Origin of the sequence: Neobacillus vireti, assembly GCF_036962345.1 — a bacterium.
GTDB classification, from domain to species: Bacteria; Bacillota; Bacilli; order Bacillales; family Cytobacillaceae; genus Neobacillus; species Neobacillus vireti_A.
In genome coordinates, this window is sequence record NZ_JBALNB010000019.1 from 227,412 (window position 1) to 249,307 (window position 21,896).

The 21,896-nt window shown below is 43.7% G+C and carries 16 protein-coding genes; 4 read left to right on the top strand and 12 right to left on the bottom strand.

Annotated elements, in window-relative coordinates; translation table 11 throughout:
• Positions 1–52: 52 nt before the first annotated feature.
• From icmF to V7108_RS23055, 7 genes are all read right to left on the bottom strand, one after another.
• Positions 53–3,316 carry a fused isobutyryl-CoA mutase/GTPase IcmF gene (gene icmF, locus V7108_RS23025; protein ID WP_335508881.1) on the bottom strand — a complete coding sequence of 1,088 codons (3,264 nt, stop codon included), beginning with the start codon at positions 3,314–3,316 and terminating at the stop codon, positions 53–55.
• A 47-nt stretch (positions 3,317–3,363) separates the two neighbouring features.
• The gene (locus tag V7108_RS23030; RefSeq protein WP_335508878.1) at positions 3,364–4,020 is read right to left on the bottom strand and encodes a TetR/AcrR family transcriptional regulator; all 657 of its coding nucleotides are present in this window, start codon (positions 4,018–4,020) and stop codon (positions 3,364–3,366) included.
• A gap of 100 nt (positions 4,021–4,120) precedes the next feature.
• Complete coding sequence (locus V7108_RS23035; RefSeq protein WP_335508876.1) at positions 4,121–5,260, bottom strand: acyl-CoA dehydrogenase; 1,140 nt, start codon at positions 5,258–5,260, stop codon at positions 4,121–4,123.
• Between the two features lie 145 nt (positions 5,261–5,405).
• Positions 5,406–6,536, bottom strand: a complete 1,131-nt coding sequence (locus V7108_RS23040) for an acyl-CoA dehydrogenase (protein ID WP_335569563.1) — start codon at positions 6,534–6,536, stop codon at positions 5,406–5,408.
• Positions 6,537–6,551: 15 nt separating this feature from the next.
• Entirely contained in the window at positions 6,552–7,403 is an 852-nt protein-coding gene (locus tag V7108_RS23045) for a 3-hydroxybutyryl-CoA dehydrogenase (RefSeq protein ID WP_335508872.1), read from the bottom strand.
• A 221-nt stretch (positions 7,404–7,624) separates the two neighbouring features.
• Positions 7,625–8,812: an acetyl-CoA C-acetyltransferase gene (locus tag V7108_RS23050; RefSeq protein WP_335569564.1), complete on the bottom strand. Its 1,188-nt coding sequence runs from the start codon at positions 8,810–8,812 to the stop codon at positions 7,625–7,627.
• Between the two features lie 215 nt (positions 8,813–9,027).
• Complete coding sequence (locus V7108_RS23055; RefSeq protein WP_335508867.1) at positions 9,028–11,127, bottom strand: heterodisulfide reductase-related iron-sulfur binding cluster; 2,100 nt, start codon at positions 11,125–11,127, stop codon at positions 9,028–9,030.
• Between the two features lie 204 nt (positions 11,128–11,331).
• Between V7108_RS23055 and cls the strand changes: the two genes are divergently transcribed.
• The 3 genes from cls (at position 11,332) to V7108_RS23070 (ending at position 13,701) form a co-directional block, all read left to right on the top strand.
• Entirely contained in the window at positions 11,332–12,534 is a 1,203-nt protein-coding gene (gene cls / locus V7108_RS23060; RefSeq protein ID WP_335508865.1) for a cardiolipin synthase, read from the top strand.
• A 15-nt stretch (positions 12,535–12,549) separates the two neighbouring features.
• On the top strand, positions 12,550–13,506 hold the full coding sequence (gene uvsE, locus V7108_RS23065) for a UV DNA damage repair endonuclease UvsE (RefSeq protein ID WP_335508864.1): 957 nt from the start codon (positions 12,550–12,552) through the stop codon (positions 13,504–13,506).
• Positions 13,507–13,572: 66 nt separating this feature from the next.
• The gene (locus V7108_RS23070; RefSeq protein WP_335508862.1) at positions 13,573–13,701 is read left to right on the top strand and encodes a DUF4023 family protein; all 129 of its coding nucleotides are present in this window, start codon (positions 13,573–13,575) and stop codon (positions 13,699–13,701) included.
• A gap of 1,055 nt (positions 13,702–14,756) precedes the next feature.
• Here V7108_RS23070 and V7108_RS23075 read toward each other — a convergent pair.
• The 5 genes from V7108_RS23075 to speE form a co-directional block, all read right to left on the bottom strand.
• Positions 14,757–14,936, bottom strand: a complete 180-nt coding sequence (locus tag V7108_RS23075) for an H-type small acid-soluble spore protein (RefSeq protein WP_335508861.1) — start codon at positions 14,934–14,936, stop codon at positions 14,757–14,759.
• Positions 14,937–15,128: 192 nt separating this feature from the next.
• Complete coding sequence (argS, locus tag V7108_RS23080) at positions 15,129–16,799, bottom strand: arginine--tRNA ligase (protein ID WP_335569565.1); 1,671 nt, start codon at positions 16,797–16,799, stop codon at positions 15,129–15,131.
• A complete protein-coding gene (locus V7108_RS23085; RefSeq protein ID WP_335508856.1) occupies positions 16,796–17,215 on the bottom strand; it encodes a DUF1934 domain-containing protein in 420 nt (139 codons plus the stop codon). Before V7108_RS23085 ends, argS begins: the two co-directional genes overlap by 4 nt.
• 147 nt (positions 17,216–17,362) lie before the next feature.
• A complete protein-coding gene (speB, locus tag V7108_RS23090; RefSeq protein WP_335569566.1) occupies positions 17,363–18,235 on the bottom strand; it encodes an agmatinase in 873 nt (290 codons plus the stop codon).
• Between the two features lie 220 nt (positions 18,236–18,455).
• Positions 18,456–19,283, bottom strand: a complete 828-nt coding sequence (gene speE / locus V7108_RS23095; protein ID WP_335569567.1) for a spermidine synthase — start codon at positions 19,281–19,283, stop codon at positions 18,456–18,458.
• A gap of 495 nt (positions 19,284–19,778) precedes the next feature.
• Between speE and V7108_RS23100 the strand changes: the two genes are divergently transcribed.
• The gene (locus V7108_RS23100; RefSeq protein ID WP_335569568.1) at positions 19,779–21,842 is read left to right on the top strand and encodes a transglycosylase domain-containing protein; all 2,064 of its coding nucleotides are present in this window, start codon (positions 19,779–19,781) and stop codon (positions 21,840–21,842) included.
• The last annotated feature ends 54 nt before the right edge of the window (positions 21,843–21,896 follow it).

The following is a 21,896-nucleotide window of genomic DNA, read 5'->3' on the forward strand; positions in this document are numbered from 1 at the left end:
ACAGCTTATAAAAAAACAATGGCTTATATAATCATAAGCCATTGAATAATATTTACATATTCCTTCTGAACTGTCCGCCTACTTCATACAGTGCTTTTGAAATTTGGCCCAGGCTGGCTACTTTTACAGTTTCCATTAGTTGAGCAAAGATGTTTTCGTTTTTAACGGCTGCTGCCTTTAATCGTTCTAAAGCTTTGCCGGTTTCTGCCGCATGTGTTTGTTGGAATGCACGTAAGTTTGTAATTTGTAATTCTTTTTCCTCGTAGGAAGCTCTCGCCAGTTCCATGCTGTCGATTTCTTCTGCAGAAGGAGGATTTGGATTTAAATACGTATTTACGCCGATGATTGGCAGCTCGCCGGTATGCTTCTTCATTTCATAGTGCATCGACTCATCCTGAATTTTACCGCGCTGATACTGAGTTTCCATCGAGCCGAGAACGCCGCCGCGGTCATTTAAACGTTCAAATTCCTGCAGCACCGCTTCCTCCACCAGGTCAGTCAGTTCTTCCACAATAAACGAACCTTGAAGTGGGTTTTCATTTTTTGCTAACCCATGCTCTTTCGTAATAATCATTTGAATCGCCATAGCACGGCGCACCGATTCTTCTGTTGGTGTGGTAATCGCTTCATCATAAGCATTGGTATGGAGTGAATTACAGTTATCTTGTAAGGCCATCAATGCCTGTAACGTTGTCCGAATATCATTAAAGTCGATTTCCTGTGCATGCAGCGAACGGCCTGATGTTTGCACATGGTATTTCAGCTTCTGACTGCGCTCACTTGCACCATATTTATCCTTCATTACAGTTGCCCAAATACGACGGGCCACCCGGCCAATAACCGTGTATTCCGGATCTAGTCCATTAGAGAAGAAGAACGATAAGTTTGGTGCAAAATCATCAATCTTCATGCCTCGGCTCAAATAATACTCAACATAGGTAAAGCCATTGGATAACGTGAACGCCAGCTGCGAAATTGGGTTAGCTCCCGCTTCCGCAATATGATACCCGGAAATTGAAACGGAATAATAGTTACGCACCTGTTGGTCAATGAAATATTGCTGAATATCGCCCATCATCCGCAGTGCAAACTCTGTTGAAAAAATACATGTATTTTGACCTTGGTCTTCTTTTAAAATATCCGCCTGTACCGTACCGCGCACCGTCTTTAGTGTAAATTCCTTTACTTGAGCATATTCCTCAACAGTCAGAATGCGGCCAAGCTCATCTTCTTTTTTCTTCACTTGCTGATCAATTGCGGTATTCATGAACATTGCTAAAATGATCGGTGCCGGACCATTAATTGTCATCGAAACCGATGTTGATGGATGGCAAAGATCAAAGCCGTCATAAAGCTTTTTCATATCCTCAAGTGTACAAACGTTAACACCGCTTTCACCAATTTTCCCAAAGATATCAGGACGATGATCCGGGTCCTCTCCATACAATGTCACCGAGTCAAAGGCAGTACTTAAGCGTTTAGCATCATCATCCTTTGATAAATAGTGGAAACGGCGGTTCGTCCGTTCCGGCGTCCCTTCCCCGGCAAACTGACGTTTCGGATCTTCGCCTTCACGCTTGAACGGGAATACACCAGCCGTATACGGATATGAACCTGGCACATTTTCACGATACACCCAGCGAAGAATTTCACCGTAATCTTTATAGCGCGGCAATACCACCTTTGGAATATCAATCCCGGAAAGACTCTTTGTTTTTAGTACAGTGATGATTTCTTTGTCCCGAATTCTCGTTACAAATTTATCCGCTGCATAGTCTGCCTTTGTTTTTTCCCAGCCCGCGAGGATTTTCTTCGACTCAGCTGTTAATTTCTCTTCTGTTGCTATCTTAATCGCCTCTAGGGCAGCTACAACTTCCTCGTTTTCTGTTTCTTTGACTGCGGCAATCGCTCCCTCAAGCTGGAACAATTTCCGGGAAATATTTGCCTGCTCCTCAGCTTTTGCATGATAGCGGCGAACGGTTTCTGATATTTCTCGGAGATAATAACGGCGGTCGGTTGGGATGATGACGTTTTGCTTTTCTACTAACGCAGCCTTTGTAAAAGAAGTCACCCAATCCGTTCCCATTTTTTCATTTATTTTTTCAATTAACGCGGCAAATAAACCATTCGTGCCGCGATCATTAAACTGGCTCGCAATCGTACCATATACCGGCATATCACTTGTGTCTTTTTCAAACAGCATATGACTGCGCTGGTATTGCTTCTGCACCTGCCTTAATGCATCCTCAGAGCCCTTGCGTTCAAATTTATTGATTACAATCAAATCAGCAAAGTCAATCATATCAATCTTTTCAAGCTGTGAAGGTGCCCCGAACTCACTTGTCATCACATATAGAGCCACATCACAAATCTCAGTAATCTCGGCATCCCCCTGCCCGATTCCGCTCGTTTCTACAATCACCAAGTCAAAGCCTGCCGCCTTCACAACCGTAACCGCATCCTTTATCGCAAGCGACAACTCCGATTTCGACGATCTCGTTGCAAGGCTTCGCATATATACATTTGGGTGGAAAATCGCATTCATTCGAATTCGGTCACCCAATAGCGCGCCGCCTGTTTTCTGTTTCGTTGGGTCAACCGATAAAATCGCCACTTTTTTATCAGGAAGTTCATTGATAAACCGGCGGATCAATTCATCTGTCAGCGAGCTTTTTCCAGCACCGCCCGTTCCCGTGATCCCGACAACCGGAATCTCCTTGGTCAAGGTTTTTACTTTTTCAAGCAGACTTTCAGCCGCAGCGGCCGCTTCACGATTGCTGTCAACATGAAGTTCCGCAAGAGTAATCAATTTAGAAATGGCATTCACATCACCAGTTGGCAGCTTTTCAATGTGATCTGCGTGATCAGCCGAAACCGTTGGAAAATCACATTCCTCCAGCATCCGATTGATCATGCCTTGCAGCCCCATCGCCCGCCCATCATCCGGCGAGAAAATCCAGGCAATCCCGTAATCATGCAGCTCCTTTATCTCACGCGGGATAATAACGCCGCCCCCGCCGCCATAAATGCGGATGTTTGGTGCACCCTTCTCCTTCAGCAAATCATACATATATTTGAAGTATTCCACATGGCCGCCTTGATACGAAGAAATCGCGATCCCCTGCGCGTCTTCTTGAATCGCCGCATTGACAACCTCCTCGACCGAGCGGTTATGACCAAGGTGAATAACCTCTGCCCCGCTTGCTTGAAGAATTCTTCTCATAATATTAATCGATGCGTCATGCCCATCAAATAAACTAGACGCAGTTACAAAACGAATATGGTGCTTCGGCTGATAAACTCCCGTAGTACTCATTTTTCTCCCCCTTATTTAAATATGAACCTAGAATTCTTTTCCCGACTTTACAACGCTCGCGGACTTTTCTTCTGTACCTGACTCATTCCGTTAATCCCCGAAAACAATAATTCCGTTTGTAATTCAATATATTCATCCAATGTATAGAGCTTTTGCAATGACCAACGGCGGAAGCTCCACATCTGTCCCTCGACAATAATCGTATGAGAAAGGAGTTTGATTTGTTGGTTTGTTAAGTTTAATTCCTCATTTTCGACGCATAATGTAATCAATTTTTCGAACATGGCTGCCATTTCAATTTCCTTTTTCAACACATATGGCAGGGCATCCTTGGTAAGCGATTTTGCCTCCTGGTACATCACCAAAATTTCCTCCTGCATTTCATCAATTACCCGAAAATAATTGGCGATGCCATACTTCAGACTTTCCAATGTGCCCTGCATATCTTCAAGGTCCTCTTGCAGCCGTTCGCTTACATGTTCATAAATGCTGTCACAAACCAAGTAGAGCACGTCTTCCTTCGTGCGAATATATTCGTATAACGTCCCAATGCTAAATCCCGATGCTTTGGCAATTTCCCTTGTCGTCGTCCGGTGAAACCCCTTTTCTTTAAAAAGTGATACGGCCCCTTTGATCATCTGATCACGCCTTCTTTGTACAAGGCGTTCATCTTTCACCGAAGCCTGCACCTCACGCTTTTTCATCCCTTTTACCGCCCTTTGTTCAAAGTAACTTCTTTTGAACTTTGTATACTGTCCAGCTTTAGCGTCTAGCCAGTTTTCTTCCCGACCAAGGAGCTTCCGCTTACTTCGTAATCATTCGAGAGATTACGAGACGCTGGATTTCCTGTGTTCCTTCATAGATTTGCGTGATTTTTGCGTCGCGCATGAATCTCTCCACTGGATAATCCTTTGTATAGCCGTAGCCGCCAAATACCTGAACCGCCTCGGTTGTCACCTTCATCGCAGTGTCACCAGCGAATAATTTTGACATTGCAGATTCCTTGCCGTACGGCAGACCCTGTGATTCCAGCCATGCAGCTTGATAGGTTAATAGTCTCGAGGCTTCAATGTTTGTCGCCATATCTGCCAGCTTAAAGCCGATTCCTTGGTTAGCAGCAATTGGCTTACCAAACTGCTGGCGTTCCTTCGCATAATCGACTGCAGCGTCAAGCGCACCCTGTGCAATTCCAACCGCCTGCGCGGCAATGCCGTTACGTCCGCCATCCAGTGTCATCATCGCAATCTTGAAGCCCTCGCCTTCTTCACCAAGTACATTGGTGACAGGCACCCTACACTCTTCAAAAATAATTTCCGTTGTTGGCGATGAACGAATGCCGAGTTTCTTTTCCTTTTTCCCTACGGAGAAGCCTGGGAAGTCACTTTCTACGATAAATGCTGTCGTTCCTTTATGTTTGCTTGATGGATCCGTTACCGCAAACACCACATAAATATCAGCAATCCCACCGTTTGTGATGAAGATTTTTGAACCATTAAGGATGTAATGATCACCGTCTCGTCGCGCTGTTGTTCTCATTCCGCCTGCGTCCGAGCCGCTCCCTGGTTCTGTCAGCCCGTACGCTCCGATTTTACTGCCCTCTGCCATGGGACGAAGATATTGCTGCTTCTGCACTTCAGACCCAAATTTGAAAATCGGCCAGCCAGCTAAGGAAGTGTGTGCAGAAAGCGTTACGCCTGTTGACGCGCAAACGCGGGAAAGCTCTTCAATCGCAATACAATAAGCGAGGTAATCGCTTCCAATTCCGCCGTACTCCTCTGGCCACGGAATCCCTGTTAACCCAAGCTCCGCCATTTTATCAAAAATCTCACGGTCAAAACGCTCTTCCTCGTCACGCTCAGCCGCAGTCGGTGCTACCTCATTTCGAGCAAAATCCCGTACCATTTTCCGAATCATTTCATGTTCTTCCGTTAAGCGAAAATTCATTTTATATGTCCCCCTCAAGTAATTTTTCTCTCATTTTTATGGAAACTGTACAGCTTTTACAAAAAACCATAACGTTTTTACAAATAACCACACAGCTTCTACATTTTGCCTAGGTATCTACACATTCCAGTAAGATATCTACAATTCAAAGATACTTACTAATCACAATCCGCTGAATCTCACTGGTTCCCTCATAAATCTCAGTTACTTTTGCGTCGCGGAAGTAGCGTTCGACTGGATAATCTTCTGTATAGCCATAACCGCCAAACACCTGAATTGCTTCCGTCGCGGTTTCTACTGCTGTTTTCGAGGCAAATAATTTTGCTATTGAGGCCTCCAGCCCGCACTTTAATCCTTGTGCACGTAAATCCGCTGCCCTATAGAGTAATAGTCTGGCGGCTTCCACATTGGTAGCCATATCCGCCAGCTTAAAGCCAATCCCTTGCTGTGCCGCAATTGGCTTACCGAACTGCACGCGACCTTTCGCATACTGAACAGCTGCGTCTAATGCAGCTTCGGCAATGCCCAGCGCTTGTGCCGCAATCCCAATTCGACCCACATCCAGGTTGGCCATTGCAATTTTAAATCCTTCGCCTTCTTGGCCAAGCAGATTCTCCACAGGAACACGCATATCTTCAAAAGAAAGCTGCAGCGTTCTTGAGCCATGGAGTCCCATTTTATGTTCATCCTTGCCAATCACAAGGCCGGGTGAATTTTTTTCCACGATAAAGGCGGAGATTCCTTTGCTGCCCAATTCAGGATTTGTCGAAGCAAAAACAATGTAAACATCGGCTTCCCCGCCATTTGTGATAAACATCTTCGAGCCATTGATCACATAATGATCATCCTTCTTTACCGCGCGGGATTTCATGCTTTTTGCATCTGAACCTGAGCCCGCCTCTGTTAAACAAAATGCCGCCAAATACTCACCTGATGCCAGCTTCGGTAAAAATCGCCCCTTTTGCTCATCCGACCCAAAATACAGGATCGGATTGGTTCCGACAGATGTATGAACGGAAAGGATAACTCCAACCGTCGCGCTAACCCTAGAAAGCTCATTAATTGCAATGATGTAGGAGACAAAATCCATCTCGGCACCGCCGTACTTCTCTGGAACCGGAATGCCCATCAAACCAAGCTCGCCCATTTTACAAAGAATTTCACGAGGAAATTCGCCCTGCTCCATTCGCTGTACAAACGGGGCAATTTCGTTCTCCGCAAAATCACGAACCATTTTCCGCATCATTTCCTGCTCTTCTGTAAATCTAAGATTCATAGTTTCATCTCCAAACTATTCGTATGTGTAGAAGCCTCGACCGGATTTCTTGCCAAGCCAGCCGGCTTTCACGTACTTACGCAGCAGCGGGCATGGACGGTACTTATCGTCGCCAAAGCCTTCATGCAGGGTTTCCATAATATAAAGGCATGTATCAAGACCAATAAAATCGGCTAAGGTCAACGGACCCATTGGGTGATTCATTCCAAGCTTCATTACTTCATCGATTGCTTCCTTCGTTGCCACTCCTTCGTAAAGGGTGTAGATCGCTTCATTGATCATCGGCAGCAGAATTCGGTTCGAAACGAATCCAGGAAAGTCATTTACTTCAACTGGTACCTTCCCCAATGTTTTCGTCATATCTTCAATCACTTGATAAACTTCATCAGATGTTGCCAATCCGCGAATGATCTCTACAAGTTTCATAACAGGTACTGGATTCATAAAATGCATTCCGATTACTTTTTCCGGGCGTTTAGTAGCTGCAGCTATTTCTGTGATGGGTAGTGAGGATGTATTGCTTGCTAAAATTACTTCTGTTGGTGTGATTTCATCTAGCTGTGCGAAGATTTTTGTTTTGATTTCCATATTTTCAACTGCTGCCTCAATAACGAGGTCGACCTCACGGGCATCATGTAAGTCAGTGGATACGGAAATTTGCTGAAGGACTTCCTGTTTTTGTTCTTCTGTCATTTTGCCTTTTGCTACATTCCGTGAAAGATTTTTGCTGATAACCCCTAAGCCACGCTCGACAAATTCAGGCTTTAAGTCATTCAAATAAACCTGATAGCCTGCTTGAGCACAAACTTGGGCAATTCCAGACCCCATTTGACCTGCTCCAATTACCATTATCTTTTGAACCTTCATTGCTTCCCCTCCGATTGGGGCCTGAAAATTGTTCAAGCCCCTTTTTTTAAAAAAATACCTAGCTAGCTTTTTCGATGATTTTGGTTTTGGCCATTTTTCTTAGTGTTTTGGCTATTTTCCCAAGTGTTTTGGACAATTTTTACCGGCTTTTGGACAAATTCCAAGCTGTTTTGGCTAAAAATCAAGTCCTTTTGGACAATTAGACATTATCTGGAAAAAAATTAACTCCTTGGCACCTCGATCATAACCGCATCGCCCTGACCGCCGCCGCTGCAGATCGCGGCAATACCAATTCCACCGCCGCGGCGCTTCAATTCGTGCATTAACGTGATAATGATACGAGCACCACTCGCTCCAATTGGGTGTCCCAATGCGACCGCACCGCCATTAACATTAAGCCTTTCGGTATCAAGTCCGGCAATTTGACTGCTCGCCAATGCTACGGCTGCAAACGCCTCGTTAATTTCAAACAAGTCAATCTCGTCTACTGTTTTCCCGGTCTTTTTCAATAAGCTGTTGATGACAAGTCCCGGTGTTTGTGGAAAGCCCTTTGCCTCGACGGCTACTGCTGCATGACCTAAGATCACCGCTTCCGGCTTTCGGCCTTCTCGTTGCGCTCTTTCTTCACTCATAATGACGAGTGCCGCCGCACCATCATTGACACCAGGTGCATTTCCGGCCGTAATCGTGCCGTCAAAGTTAAACACAGGTGCTAATTTTGAAAGTCTTTCAATAGAGGTGTCTTTTCGTGGTGATTCATCATGTTCAACGACAACCGGCGCCCCTTTTCGCTGAGGTACGGTGACAGATACGATTTCTTCTGCAAAAATTCCGTTTTCAATGGCAGCAACTGCCCGCTGATGACTTCTTAATGCCCATTCATCCTGTGCTTCACGGCTGATTTCCATTTCCTCTGCAGTAGAATTCCCGTATGTTCCCATATGAACGCCAGTGAAGCTGCAGCTCAAACCATCGTGGACCATTAAATCCTTTACAGACGAATCGCCCATTTTTAAGCCCCAGCGAGCTTTCGGCAGAATATATGGCGCATTGCTCATCGATTCCATTCCACCGGCTACAATCACCTCTTCATCACCAGCTCGGATAATTTGATCACCGAGCGTAACACTCCGCATCCCAGAGGCACACACCTTATTAATGGTTTCTGTTTTTACTTCCCAAGAAAGTCCTGCCTCCCTCGCTGCTTGGCGTGATGGAATTTGTCCTTGTCCTCCTTGTAAAACAGTCCCTAAAATGACTTCCTGGACCTCTTCCGGATTTAGACCAGCGCGTGCAATCGCCTCTTTAACTGCAATACCGCCAAGCTGTGAAGCCGTTAAGCTGCTAAGAGAGCCGCCAAACTTTCCAAAAGGTGTTCGAACTCCGCTTAATATGACTGATCTTCCCATGTGAAACACTCTCCCTTTTATCGCTTTAAATCATTACCGACTGAACGCTCGCTCGAAATAGAACGAAAAAAAATTTAACCGAAAACGTTTTCCTATCCACTATCTATTTTACATAAAAAAAGGCAAAAATTGAATTGTTTTACAAAAAATTCTCAAAATTTTATGAATTAATTAAACATTCAACTTCTGCCTGAACACTTGTATAGCTCTAGCGCCTAAGCTACTTCCCCACAAACTGCTTTTTCTAACAATTCGGCCACATCATAAGTAGAAATCTTTTCTTCTACTTCTTTCGCCTTTGTTCCGTCAGATAACATTGTTAAGCAGTATGGACATCCGGAACTGATCACTGAAGGATTAACGGCAAGTGCCTGCTCTGTTCTAGAAACGTTTATGCGGTGACCTGTTTCTTCTTCCATCCACATCAAACCGCCGCCAGCGCCACAGCACATTCCGGTCTCTCTGTTTCTTTCCATTTCCACAAGCTGCACACCTGGGATTGATTTCAAGATCTCCCTTGGCGGATCATAAACATCGTTGTAACGTCCTAAATAACAAGAGTCATGGAAGGTAATCTTTTCATTGACGGCATGTTTAGGTACAAGCTTTCCGTCACGAACCAGTTCATAAAGAACCTCGGTATGATGATAAACCTCTGCCTCTAAACCGAAGTCAGGGTATTCATTTTTGAAAATATTGTAGGCATGCGGGTCAATCGTGACAATTTTCTTAACCTCAGCCTTTTCAAACTCCTCGATATTCTTTGTTGCAAGCTCTTGAAACAAGAACTCATTGCCAAGACGGCGTGGTGTATCGCCTGAGTTTTTCTCTTTATTCCCTAAAATGGCAAACTTAACGCCTGCTTCATTTAGGAGCTTTGCAAAGGAAAGGGCTATCTTCTGGCTGCGGTTATCATAGGATCCCATTGATCCAACCCAGAATAAGTATTCGAACTCTTCGCCTTTTTTGTTCATCTCTTTTACTGTTGGGATTTCAACATCCTCACGAACCTCACGCCAGCTTTCGCGCTCTTTTCTGTTTAAGCCCCACGGATTACCCTGACGTTCAATGTTGGTCATCGCGCGCTGAGCGTCAGCGTCTAACTTACCTTCTGTTAAAACAAGATAGCGGCGCAGGTCGATAATTTTATCGACGTGTTCGTTCATAACCGGACATTGGTCTTCACAGTTTCGGCAGGTTGTACACGCCCAGATTTCTTCTTCGGTAATTACATCGCCAATTAAGCTTGGATTGTATGCAAGTGTAGCCGCTGATTCTTGGGCACCTTGACCACTTGCAGCCAATGCGATTTGGTTACCAGTGGTGTTGCCAAACGCGAAAGTCGGCACCCACGGCTGTTTTGAGGTAACAGCGGCACCATGATTCGTTAAATGGTCACGCATTTTCACGATTAAATCCATCGGTGACAGCATTTTACCTGTACCTGTTGCTGGACACATATTCGTACAGCGTCCACATTCCACACAAGCATAAAAATCAATCATTTGGTGCTGTGTAAAATCTTCAATCTTCCCAACCCCAAAGGATTCTTGGGACTCGTCCTCAAAATCGACCTTCTTCAACTTACCTGGTTTCTCTAAACGGTTAAAATAAACATTTGCCGGTCCGGCAATTAAGTGTGCGTGTTTGGATTGCGGAACATAGACTAAGAAGGTTAATAAGAATAGCAGGTGCACCCACCAAGCGACATAAAAAATGACAATCGAAGCGGTTTCACCAATTCCTGAAAAAATAATCGCAATCAATGAGGCAATTGGCTCTGTCCAAGTGGCTTCATGGCCATGCCAGATGATGCCCATTCCGTTACCGACAAGTACAGAAAGCATTAATCCGCCAATAAAAATCAGTACAAGCCCCGATTTAAAATTGCGTTTTAGACGGACGAGCTTTTCAACATAACGTCGGTAAAATGCCCAAATAACGGCAACTAAAATCATCAGTGTGACGATTTCTTGGAAAAAAGTAAACCCAGCATACAGCGGTCCCAAAGGCAAATGAGAGCCTGGTACTAACCCTTTCCAGATAAAATCAATCGCACCAAATTGGACGAGGATAAAGCCATAAAAGAACATCACATGCATGATTCCACTTTTTTTGTCCTTTAACAGTTTCTTCTGTCCAAATACGTTGACCCAGATTTTCTGCATTCGCTCTTTCACCTTGTTGTCAAACTCAACCTTTTTCCCCAGCTTAATGAATGCAATCCTTGTTTTAACCACGTAAACGAACAGACTGACTGCGTAAGCGGTTACAGCAAGAAATGCAATGAGATTCACCCATAAAAGCCCATTCATTCATTAACGCCCCCTTTGTTTTGTAATATCCAATTGTTTGGTTTTAGTAGAAAATTTTGAAAACAGTAAAATTTTCTGACTACTATTAAACCTATTATATAATGAATGAGCATTCAGTCAAAGGGTTTTTTCACTAATTCTTTTGATTCATACTATAAGCTCTGTTTGGAAAACATAAAAGTTAGGATTGGAGGACGGTACTGAATGAATTTACCATCCATAGTAATCGCTCTTATACTTCTTATCATTGTTTGGTTTTATCTTGATCTTTCCATCGGGAGAAAAAGGCATCGCTCCTTTTTCAACAAACGGGAAACCCCGATTCTATACGGAAACTTTGATATTTTCCCGCATGGAAAAGGACTGTTTGCTGATTACTTTCATGAATTGAAAATGGCACGAAGCCATATTCATATCCTCTTTTACATCGTTAGGGATGATCATTTTGGCCAGCAGTTTTTAGATATTTTAAAAGAAAAAGCCAAGGAAGGTGTCGAAGTCAGGCTGCTGGTCGACCGGGTTGGCAGTTATCAAGTGAAAAAGCCGGCAATAAAAGAATTGCGTAGTGCAGGTGTTGAATTTGCCTTTAGCAATCGATTACGGCTTCCATTCCTTTTTTATTCCTCCCAGGTGCGGAACCACCGTAAGATTTCAATTATTGATGGCAAAATTGGTTATCTTGGCGGCTTTAATGTTGGCAAAGAATATATCGACCAAGATCCGAAGCTGAGTCCCTGGCGTGATTATCATTTAAAAATTACCGGCGAAAGTGTGCCGTACCTGCAACGTGAATTTTTTATTGATTGGAATGAATACGCTTCTGACCATGTGGTAGTTGATTCTCGTTATGCTCCTGAGCAGCCCAAAGGGACGGTACCACATCAACTTGTTCCAACGGAGGCAGGCCGCCTTGAAGATAAGTATTTCCACTTAATTCTAAACGCAAAAAAGTCGATTACCATTGGTACTCCGTATTTTATTCCAAGCAAAAAACTCATCGATGAACTGCTTCGTGCGGCACAGCGCGGCATTAAGATTACCATTGTTGTGCCCTATATAACTGACCATATGCTTGTACAAGAGGCTTCATACCGTTATTTACGTTTGATGCTAAAAGCAGGAGCACAGGTTTTTCAGTATAAGAATGGTTTTTACCATGCAAAATCAATCATCATTGACGATCATCTGTGTGATATCGGTACGGCTAATTTTGATAAAAGAAGTTTATTTTTAAACAAAGAAATTAATTGCTATTTTTATGACCCTGCCTTTGTAGATCGGTTTAGGGATGTCCTCCATAAAGATGTTCTTGATTCAAAACCATTGAGGCTGAATGACCTAAATAAGCGAAACATTCTCAGGTCCATAAAGGAAGGCATTGCCGGTACAATTTCATTCTTTTTATAGTAAGGAGTTTGTTTCATGAAAATCCGCTTCGGCTATGTATCGACGGCCATCACTCTCTGGGACGCTTCACCGTCGAAGACACTAACATTTACACGCTATCAGCAGTTATCGGAGAAAGAGCGTAAAAATAAACTGCTAGAGCTCACACGACTCAATTTAGCCCATACGCTCCGAATGTTTTATTTTAATCTTGCCCATGAAATTGAGTTGTACCGGCTTTCAAGTTCGATTGTACCGTTAGCCACGCATCCCGAGGTGTTTTGGGACTTTGTAACTCCCTTTAAGAAACAGTGGAAGGAATTAGGGCAATTAATCAAAAAACATCATTTACGGGTTAGCTTTCATCCCAATCAATACACTTTGTTTACTTCTCCCCAGGTGAAAATAACCGATAATGCCGTCATCGATATGGAATATCATTATCGAATGTTTGAAGCCATGGGCGTCGAGGACCGGGGCATGATGAATATTCATATTGGCGGTGCTTACGGGGATAAGGTGGAAACGATTGTCCGGTTTCACGAAAACCTAAAAAAGCTGCCGCTCCATATCAAACGCGCCATGACCTTGGAGAATGACGACAAAACCTATAATACAGAGGAAACACTGATTGCCTGTGAAAAGGAAAAGGTGCCATTTGTGTTTGACTTTCATCACCACATGGCCAACCTTTGTGAACCACCGCTTGAGGAGTTAATACCGCGGATTTTTAAGACATGGGACCATGTTGACCTCGTTCCGAAAATCCATATTTCCTCGCCTAAGGGCGAAAAGGAATTTCGGTCTCACGCCGACTATGTTGACCTCGAATTTATTCTGCCATTTGTAAAAATGCTGAAGGAATTCGGACAGGATGTAGATTTTATGATTGAGGCGAAGGCAAAAGACCAAGCAACATTGAGATTGGTCGAGGAAACGAGTAAGGTGCGCGGTTTCAAACGAATCAGCGGGGCAGCCATTGAGGTGAAATAACTCCCAGCATTTTTTCAAGGAGGAATGGTTAAAGTAACAACAGATTCACACAAGGAGGGATTGTCGATGGAAAGCACCAGCCAATTCGTACAAAAATTAGCCGAAAACCAAAAAAAGCAAGAAAAAAATAGAAAGCAAGGCAATAACGACCCGGAAAGCAAATTGCCAAACCATAAACATTCACAAGGTGTGTAATAGGAAATAGGTGTAATGGAATCTCTTTTAAGGTGCAAAAGTTAAATGAAAAAGCATGGTATTCGATAAGAAGTCGCCATGCTTTTTCTTGTATTTTGACTTTAGACTCAAACGAGGGAATTTTGCCTTCTTCTGTCCGAAGATACCCTGACTTCGGACACAACCAATGATATTTTGCCTTCTCCTGTCCGATGATGCCTAGACTTCAGACACAACCAATAAAATTTCCTTTCTTCTGTCCGAAGATACCCAAGCTTCGGACACAACCAATGGAATTTCGCTTTCTCCTGTCCGAAGATACCCTGACTTCGGACACAACCAATGATATTTTGCCTTCTCCTGTCCGATGATGCCCAAACTTCAGACACAACCAATGATATTTCGCTTTCTCCTGTCCGAAGATACCTAAACTTCAGACACAACCAATGATATTTTGCTTTCTCCTGTCCGAAGATACCCAAGCTTCGGACACAACCAATGATATTTCGCTTTCTCCTGTCCGAAGATACCTAAACTTCAGACACAACCAATGATATTTCGCTTTCTTATGTCCGAAGATACCCAAGCTTCGGACACAACCAATGAAATTTCGCTTTATTCTGTCCGAAGATACCCAAACTTCAGACTCAACCAATGGAATTTCGCTTTCTCCTGTCCGAAGATACCCAAGCTTCGGACACAACCAATGAAATTTCGCTTTCTTCTGTCTGAAGATACCCAAACTTCAGACACAACCAATGGAATTTCGCTTTCTCCTGTCCGAAGATACCCTGACTTCGGACACAACCAATGAAATTTTGCCTTCTCCTGTCCGATGATGCCTAGACTTCAGACACAACCAATAAAATTTCCTTTCTTCTGTCCGAAGATCTAATACAAATTAATATCTATTCATAATTTTTTATTTGATAAGCTATGTTCTAGTCCAATTTCGTTTGATTAAAAACGATGATAGTTCAATAAAAAACAGGGTACGAAAATCATTGCGATTTTGTACCCTGTTTCAGTATTTTGCCCTTAAAGAGAACCCGTTGCCTTCTACAGGAGACTCTTTTCTACTCTTCAATAAGGTTTAACACTGGAACTTCCCGCTCATTTTCCGGGTCTGACTTTGCATAAATCCGCGCCATCTTCGTATTTTCATCCACATGCTGAATGATTACTGAACTTCCCTCATAAGTAACATTATAAGACTCCATAGACTCTGCAATTTCCTTCGCTCTACCTACATTCATCAGGGCCACTCCTCATCATAAAATTACCTTAATAATATTTACCAAAAAACGGTCAAATATGCAGTGATGAATAATTGGTGCCTGTCACCGCTCATGGACACTTTCCACCCCAGATGGACACTTCACGCAGAGGTAAATAGTAAAAATAGCCGCCCAATAAAAATAGCCCCCTTAAAGGGGGCCATACCAATTTTACATTTTTTCTGGAGCTGAGACACCGATCAACGCGAGGGCGTTGCGCAGTGTGATTTGTACGGTTTTGATTAACGCGAGGCGCGCCTTAGTGCGCTCTGGCTGCTCGCTGTCGAGCACTTTTTCCGCATTGTAAAAGCTATGGAAGGTTGACGCCAATTCCATGATATAGTTCGTGATGCGGTGCGGCACTCGCTTCAACGCCGCCTCCCCAACCGCCTGCGGGAACTCGCCGAGCTTCTTCAATAATTCAATCTCTTTTTCAGCGCCGATTAATGTAAAATCAGCATGTTTATCCACTGTAATTCCTTGCTCTTCACCTGAACGCAAGATGCTGCAAATCCTAGCATGCGCATATTGAGCATAATACACAGGGTTTTCATTCGATTCCGATACCGCTAAATCTAAGTCAAAGTCCATATGGGTATCCGCACTTCTCATCGCAAAGAAATAACGAGTGGCGTCGAGGCCGACCTCATCGACCAAATCACGCATCGTCACGGCTTTACCCGTACGCTTACTCATCTTCATCTTCTCGCCGTTCTTATAAAGGTGTACAAGCTGAATGATTTCAACCTCGAGGGCGTCTGCACCATAACCTAGAGACTGAATCGCTGCCTTCATCCGCGGGATGTAACCATGGTGGTCTGCTCCCCAAATATTGATTAGCTTTTCAAAACCGCGGTCAAGCTTGTCCTTATGGTATGCGATATCCGGCGTCAAATACGTATAAGATCCATCCTGCTTGATGAGCACGCGGTCCTTATCGTCGTCGAAATCGGTTGAACGAAGCCAGGTTGCGCCCTCTTCCTCATAAATATAGCCGCGCTCACGAAGCACTTTTAATGCCTCATCAATCTTTCCATTTTTATAAAGGGATGTTTCGGAATACCAAACATCAAACGAGACACGGAAGTCCTCAAGGTCCTTCTGTAATTTCGCCATTTCGACTTTCAACCCGTACTCACGGAAAAATTCAAACCGTTCCTGCTCATCCACGTTCACATACTTATCGCCAAACTCTTCTGCAAGTGACTTTCCAATTCCAATGATATCCGCTCCATGGTAGCCGTCTTCCGGCATTGCCTTATCCTGACCCAACGCTTGAAAATAACGTGCCTCTACCGACTTGGCAAGATTATTAATCTGATTACCTGCGTCATTAATATAGTACTCACGAGAAACGTCATAGCCTGCTTTCGCTAAAATATTACAAAGTGAATCACCGACTGCAGCACCACGTGCATGCCCAAGGTGAAGGTCACCGGTTGGATTGGCTGAAACAAACTCGACTTGAACCTTTTCCTTGCCTCCAGCGTTTGTTTCCCCGTACTTTTCTCCAGCCTCAAGAACCGTCGAAATCAAATCCGTTAAGTACGCATTGTTCATATAAAAGTTAATAAACCCTGGTCCCGCCAATTCAATTTTTTCAATTGAGGCTTTGGAATGATCAAAATTCTCAATCAGCGCTTCCGCAATCATGCGCGGCGCCTTCTTTGCAACACGAGCCAGCTGCATCGCCATGTTGGTGGAATAATCCCCATGTGCCTTTTCCTTCGGTATTTCCAAAATCACATCTGGAATCTGCTCTTCTGTTGCCAGATTTGCCTTCACAACCGCAGCCCGAATTTCCTCTTTTAATCTACTTTGAACCTGTTCAACTATGTTCATCCTTTTTCCTCCTGAAACGCTATTTCTAACTCATATGTATTCGCCGGTGCACCTTCCATTGAAAAATCATACAGAACACTGAAGCGCCCTTTACCACTTTCATAGGAATAGTCCATCCTCTTGGCCATTGTGTCTGTTGCGAACTGACCAAACGGCATTTCATAATTGCCTTTCAACTTACGATTCACTTCAAATGGCAGGCGCATCTTAACCGCACCGCCGCGTAAAATCAAGGCTTCCTCGCTGCCCATTTTCACAATCGTCCGGACACTTCCTTCTTCCATCGCTTCCTCGTAGCGAAGATAGGCCGTATTTCCTTTTTCAAAGTATGTACCAAATACCAACAATTCAAAAGTCTCATCTTGGTCAATGGTCGTTTTTACATTAATTTTCACTGGTAATTCAGGGATTGACAAACGAAACGCACACCCTTTTTTTAAAAAATGAACCTATTACAGGTCATTGGAATTTTTCTAATTGCACACTTTTATCATTATACATATAGAAACCACACAATTCAAAAGATGCCTGCCCCTCGATTGGGACAGGCACCAAAAAAATTTTTATTCCACCCAGCCAAGCAGCATTTCACGAATTAACTTACTTGCCGTGTTCGCTGTTTGTTCTGATGGATCGTAAATAGGTGCGACTTCAACAAGGTCGCAGCCGACAACATTGACACCAGAGCGGGCAATTTCATGAATGGAGGCAAGCAGCTCCCTAGAGGTAATCCCGCCAGCGTCCACCGTACCTGTTCCCGGCGCATGCGCAGGATCTAGCACATCGATATCAATCGTGACATAAACAGGACGTCCTTCTAGCTCTGGAAGTACCTCTTTTAATGGCTGATGGACTTCAAATTTAGAAATATGCATGCCGTTCTCTTTCGCCCATTCGAATTCTTCTTTCATACCAGAGCGGATACCAAACGAATACACGTTTTTCGGCCCGATATGTTCAGCAATTTTGCGAATCGGAGTGGAGTGCGATAATGGTTCACCTTCATAGTTCTCTCTAAGATCCGTATGTGCGTCCATATGAATGATTGCTAAATCAGGGTATTTCTTGAAAACTGCCTTCATGACAGGCCAAGACACCAGGTGCTCGCCGCCCATCCCAAAAGGAAACTTACCAGCAGCCAAAACTTGATCCACAAACTCTTCAATCAAATCCAAGCTTCTTTGCGCATTCCCAAAGGGAAGCGGTATGTCGCCGGCATCAAAATATTTCACGTCTTCCAGCTCACGATCTAGATAGGCGCTGTACTCCTCTAAACCAACTGATACTTCACGAATACGAGCAGGACCGAAGCGGGAACCCGGACGAAAACTCACCGTCCAGTCCATCGGCATACCGTAAAGCACAACCCTGCTCTCCTCAAAACTCGGATGACTCTTTATAAACACATTACCAGAGTATGTCTCATCAAAACGCATCTTTCTAACCTCACCTTATATGTATATGTAATAAATCAGATAAACCACTATGTTACCCTAATTTCAATTTCAACCAGATTACGGTCACTATAAGCTCTCTATAGTGACCATAATCCCTATTTCATACTCGTTTCAGTCACTAACTGTCCGCCTGAGGTGGAAAGTGTCCACGGGCGGTGCCTGTCACCGCAACACTGTCACCGCTACTCTATCACCGCATCTATTTCACCAAGTCCCCAACAAACTTCGGCAATACGAATGCTGCTTTGTGCAGTTCTTTGGTGTAGTATTTGGTTTCGATTTCGTGGAAGCGGTCTTCGCTTACTTCTAGCGGGTCGTATTTTTTGGATCCGATGGTGAATGCCCATAGTCCGCTTGGGTATGTTGGAATGTTTGCTACATACAGACGAGTAATCGGGAAGATTTCACGGACGTCACGCTGGACGCTGCGAATTAAATCTGCCTTGAACCAAGGGTTATCGGACTGCGCCACAAAGATTCCATCTTCTTTTAACGCCTTCGAGATTCCCGCATAGAACCCTTTTGTAAATAAGTTTACCGCCGGCCCTACTGGCTCAGTGGAGTCTACCATGATCACGTCATACTCATTTTCACTTTTTGCAATATGCATAAAGCCGTCATCAATACGCACATCTACTCGTGGGTCATCAAGCTTACCTGCGATCTCAGGTAAATATTTTTTCGAGTACTCAATTACCTTGCCATCAATATCGACCAGCGTTGCCTTTCTCACGCTTGGGTGCTTTAATACCTCACGAATAACGCCGCCATCGCCGCCGCCAACAACTAAAATATTTTCTGGATTTGGATGTGTGAACAATGGAACGTGTGCCACCATTTCGTGGTAAACAAATTCGTCCTTCACAGAGGTCATAACCATGTCATCTAAAAGAAGCATTTTGCCCCATTCTTCTGTTTCCACCATATCAAGCTTTTGGAACTCAGTTTGTTCCGTATGTAAAGTTCTATTTATTTTCATGGTGATTCCAAAGTTTTCGGTTTGTTTCTCTGTGAACCAAATCGACATCCTCATCATCCTTCCACATACTTTTAATTAGATAACGGTCTAGCTCCAGGCGCCATCGGCTCGGGGTCATAAGCATGTCTAGTTTCGGCTCCTTAGGACTCGAGTCATAAGCCACCCCCGAGGAAAAATTTGACTTGCATTTTTCCCTGAAGAAGGCAAAAAGCGCCTTCTTGCAGGGTTCGTCTTATGCCTTCGTCCCAATACAGTCGCCTCCACCTTTCTGACAATCCGTCAGAAGAGTTAAAGAGCAACCTTCCCGCCGGCTCGTCTTATGCCTGTTGCCGATAAGCAGGCGCCTTCCGCTTTTCTTTTTTATAGTACCCAAACTATTGAATTACAAACATAAAGAAAAGTCTAGCAAAATCTATCAAAACCCTAGAAAAAATTTCTATTTGGTCGTTTAAAAACTGGTTTTTGTTTCAATACTATTACTATGGGATTTTTCTGAAAAAATGTGAATGGGATTTTTCAAATTTGGTGAAGGAGGGTATTGCTGTGGAATTGATAACAAATCATGGGTTTCGAAAAACAATTAAATACTTGCGTGCGTTTATTTTCATTAGTTTGATAGGCTTTGGCTGTATGATGATTGTTTTTCTTGGAATTCTTGGTTATGCCAAAATTCTCGGTGCTCCGCCGCTTGCTGTTCCTCAATCTACTTTATTCTTTTCAAGTGACGGAACCCTGATAGGCGAGAGCAATAGCGGTCAAAAACGGTATTGGGTACCCCTCGAAGAAATCTCGCCAGATTTAATCAATGCCACCATCTCAATAGAAGATAAAAATTTTTATGACCATAATGGTTTTGACTATAAACGAATTGCCGGTGCCCTCCTTGCAGACGTAAAGGCAATGGCAAAGGTTCAGGGAGCCAGTACCATTACCCAGCAATATGCACGAAATCTCTTTCTAGAGCACGACAAAACATGGGCGCGGAAACTACATGAGGCCTTTTATGCAATACGGATTGAGATGAATTATTCGAAAGAAGAAATTCTTGAAGGCTATTTAAACACCATCTACTATGGTCACGGTGCTTATGGTGTTCAGGCAGCCAGCCAATTTTATTTTGGAAAGAATGCTTCTGAATTATCCCTTGCTGAAAGCTCGATGTTAGCAGGTGTTCCAAAAGGACCTGGTCTATATTCACCGTTAGCATCATTGGAAAATGCGACAAAGCGTCAAACCATTATTCTAAACTCAATGATTGAAAATGACTATATAAACAAAGAGACAGCCCAAAAGGCAAAGGAAACTGTACCTACTTTTGTCGGTAAACATCCACATAAAACGGTAGAAGCAGCCCCTTACTTTCAGGACGCTGTTAAAAACGCCTTGAAAAATCAGCTTAAGCTTAATGAACAAACGATTGCTCTCGGCGGACTAAAGGTTTATACAACGCTTGATCTGAAGCAGCAGGAAGCAGCCGAAAAACAAATTCAAGAAACCATTGCAAGTGATTCAGAAATTCAAGTCGGTCTGATTGCCATGGATCCGAAAAATGGTCATGTACGTGCGATGGTGGGCGGACGCGATTATGAACAAAGTCCATTTAACCGAGCTGTTCAAGCTGTCAGGCAGCCCGGCTCAACCATTAAGCCGCTCCTATACTATGCGGCGCTTAGTCAAGGATTCACACCATCCTCCACATTAAGAAGTGAAAAAACGACCTTCAAAATGGATGATAATCGGTCAGAATATGCACCGCATAACTTTAATAATAAGTATGCCGACGGGGAAATTACCCTAGCCCAGGCACTTGCTGTTTCTGATAATATTTACGCTGTCAAAACGCATCTTTTTATAGGTGCGGAAACATTAATCAAAACGGTGAAAAAATTTGGGATATCGACGAAAATGGATGAAGTTCCGTCACTTGCCTTAGGAACTTCAGGAGTCCGGGTCATCGAAATGGCAAATGCTTACAGCCAATTTGCCAATGGCGGAAAAAAGGTTACGCCGACATTGATTACAAGAGTAGAAGACTATAATGGAAATGTTATCTATGAAAGTAATCCCGAAGCCGAAAAGGTGTTAGACCCAGCTAAAGCTTTTGTCATGACACAAATGATGACAGGGATGTTTGATAAGAAGCTGAATGGCTATGCGAAGGTTACCGGCAACTCCCTTATTGATGATATCACTCGTCCTTATGCGGGGAAATCCGGTTCAACGGAAACAGACAGCTGGATGATTGGATTTACTCCGCAGCTGGTTACCGCTGTTTGGGCAGGTCATGATGTTGGTAAGCCGATTACCCTTACGGCTGAAAAAAGCTACGCAAAAAACATCTGGGCAAAGTTCATGGAGGAATCCTTGAAGGGTAAGCCTGTTAAAGGATTTACCCCTCCGAAAGAGGGAGTTAAAGGGGTTTACGTCAATCCTGAAAACGGCAAGCTTGCTTCAAAGGACTGTCCTGTCCGCCGCTTTACCTATTTCGTGGCAGGCACCGAACCAACCGAATACTGCATCGATCATTTAGACCATAATAATGAAAAGCCTGTAAAAAATAAAAAGGATCCAAAGGACCCTTGGTATAAGAGGATATTTAACTGGTAAAATGAGAAAAGCTCCGGGAAGCGATTTAAGCCCCGGAGCTTTTCCTGTCCTAGT

What these genes read in the sequence shown, in the direction of transcription:
- V7108_RS23055 (WP_335508867.1), bottom strand. Translation starts at nt 11,127, where the DNA reads ATGAATGGGCTTTTATGGGTGAATCTCATTGCATTTCTTGCTGTAACC.
- cls (WP_335508865.1), top strand. Translation starts at nt 11,332, where the DNA reads ATGAATTTACCATCCATAGTAATCGCTCTTATACTTCTTATCATTGTT.
- icmF (WP_335508881.1), bottom strand. Translation starts at nt 3,316, where the DNA reads ATGAGTACTACGGGAGTTTATCAGCCGAAGCACCATATTCGTTTTGTA.
- speE (WP_335569567.1), bottom strand. Translation starts at nt 19,283, where the DNA reads ATGTCGATTTGGTTCACAGAGAAACAAACCGAAAACTTTGGAATCACC.
- argS (WP_335569565.1), bottom strand. Translation starts at nt 16,799, where the DNA reads ATGAACATAGTTGAACAGGTTCAAAGTAGATTAAAAGAGGAAATTCGG.
- V7108_RS23050 (WP_335569564.1), bottom strand. Translation starts at nt 8,812, where the DNA reads ATGGGAAGATCAGTCATATTAAGCGGAGTTCGAACACCTTTTGGAAAG.
- V7108_RS23035 (WP_335508876.1), bottom strand. Translation starts at nt 5,260, where the DNA reads ATGAATTTTCGCTTAACGGAAGAACATGAAATGATTCGGAAAATGGTA.
- speB (WP_335569566.1), bottom strand. Translation starts at nt 18,235, where the DNA reads ATGCGTTTTGATGAGACATACTCTGGTAATGTGTTTATAAAGAGTCAT.
- V7108_RS23040 (WP_335569563.1), bottom strand. Translation starts at nt 6,536, where the DNA reads ATGAATCTTAGATTTACAGAAGAGCAGGAAATGATGCGGAAAATGGTT.
- V7108_RS23070 (WP_335508862.1), top strand. Translation starts at nt 13,573, where the DNA reads ATGGAAAGCACCAGCCAATTCGTACAAAAATTAGCCGAAAACCAAAAA.
- V7108_RS23030 (WP_335508878.1), bottom strand. Translation starts at nt 4,020, where the DNA reads ATGAAAAAGCGTGAGGTGCAGGCTTCGGTGAAAGATGAACGCCTTGTA.
- V7108_RS23075 (WP_335508861.1), bottom strand. Translation starts at nt 14,936, where the DNA reads ATGAATGTAGGTAGAGCGAAGGAAATTGCAGAGTCTATGGAGTCTTAT.
- V7108_RS23045 (WP_335508872.1), bottom strand. Translation starts at nt 7,403, where the DNA reads ATGAAGGTTCAAAAGATAATGGTAATTGGAGCAGGTCAAATGGGGTCT.
- uvsE (WP_335508864.1), top strand. Translation starts at nt 12,550, where the DNA reads ATGAAAATCCGCTTCGGCTATGTATCGACGGCCATCACTCTCTGGGAC.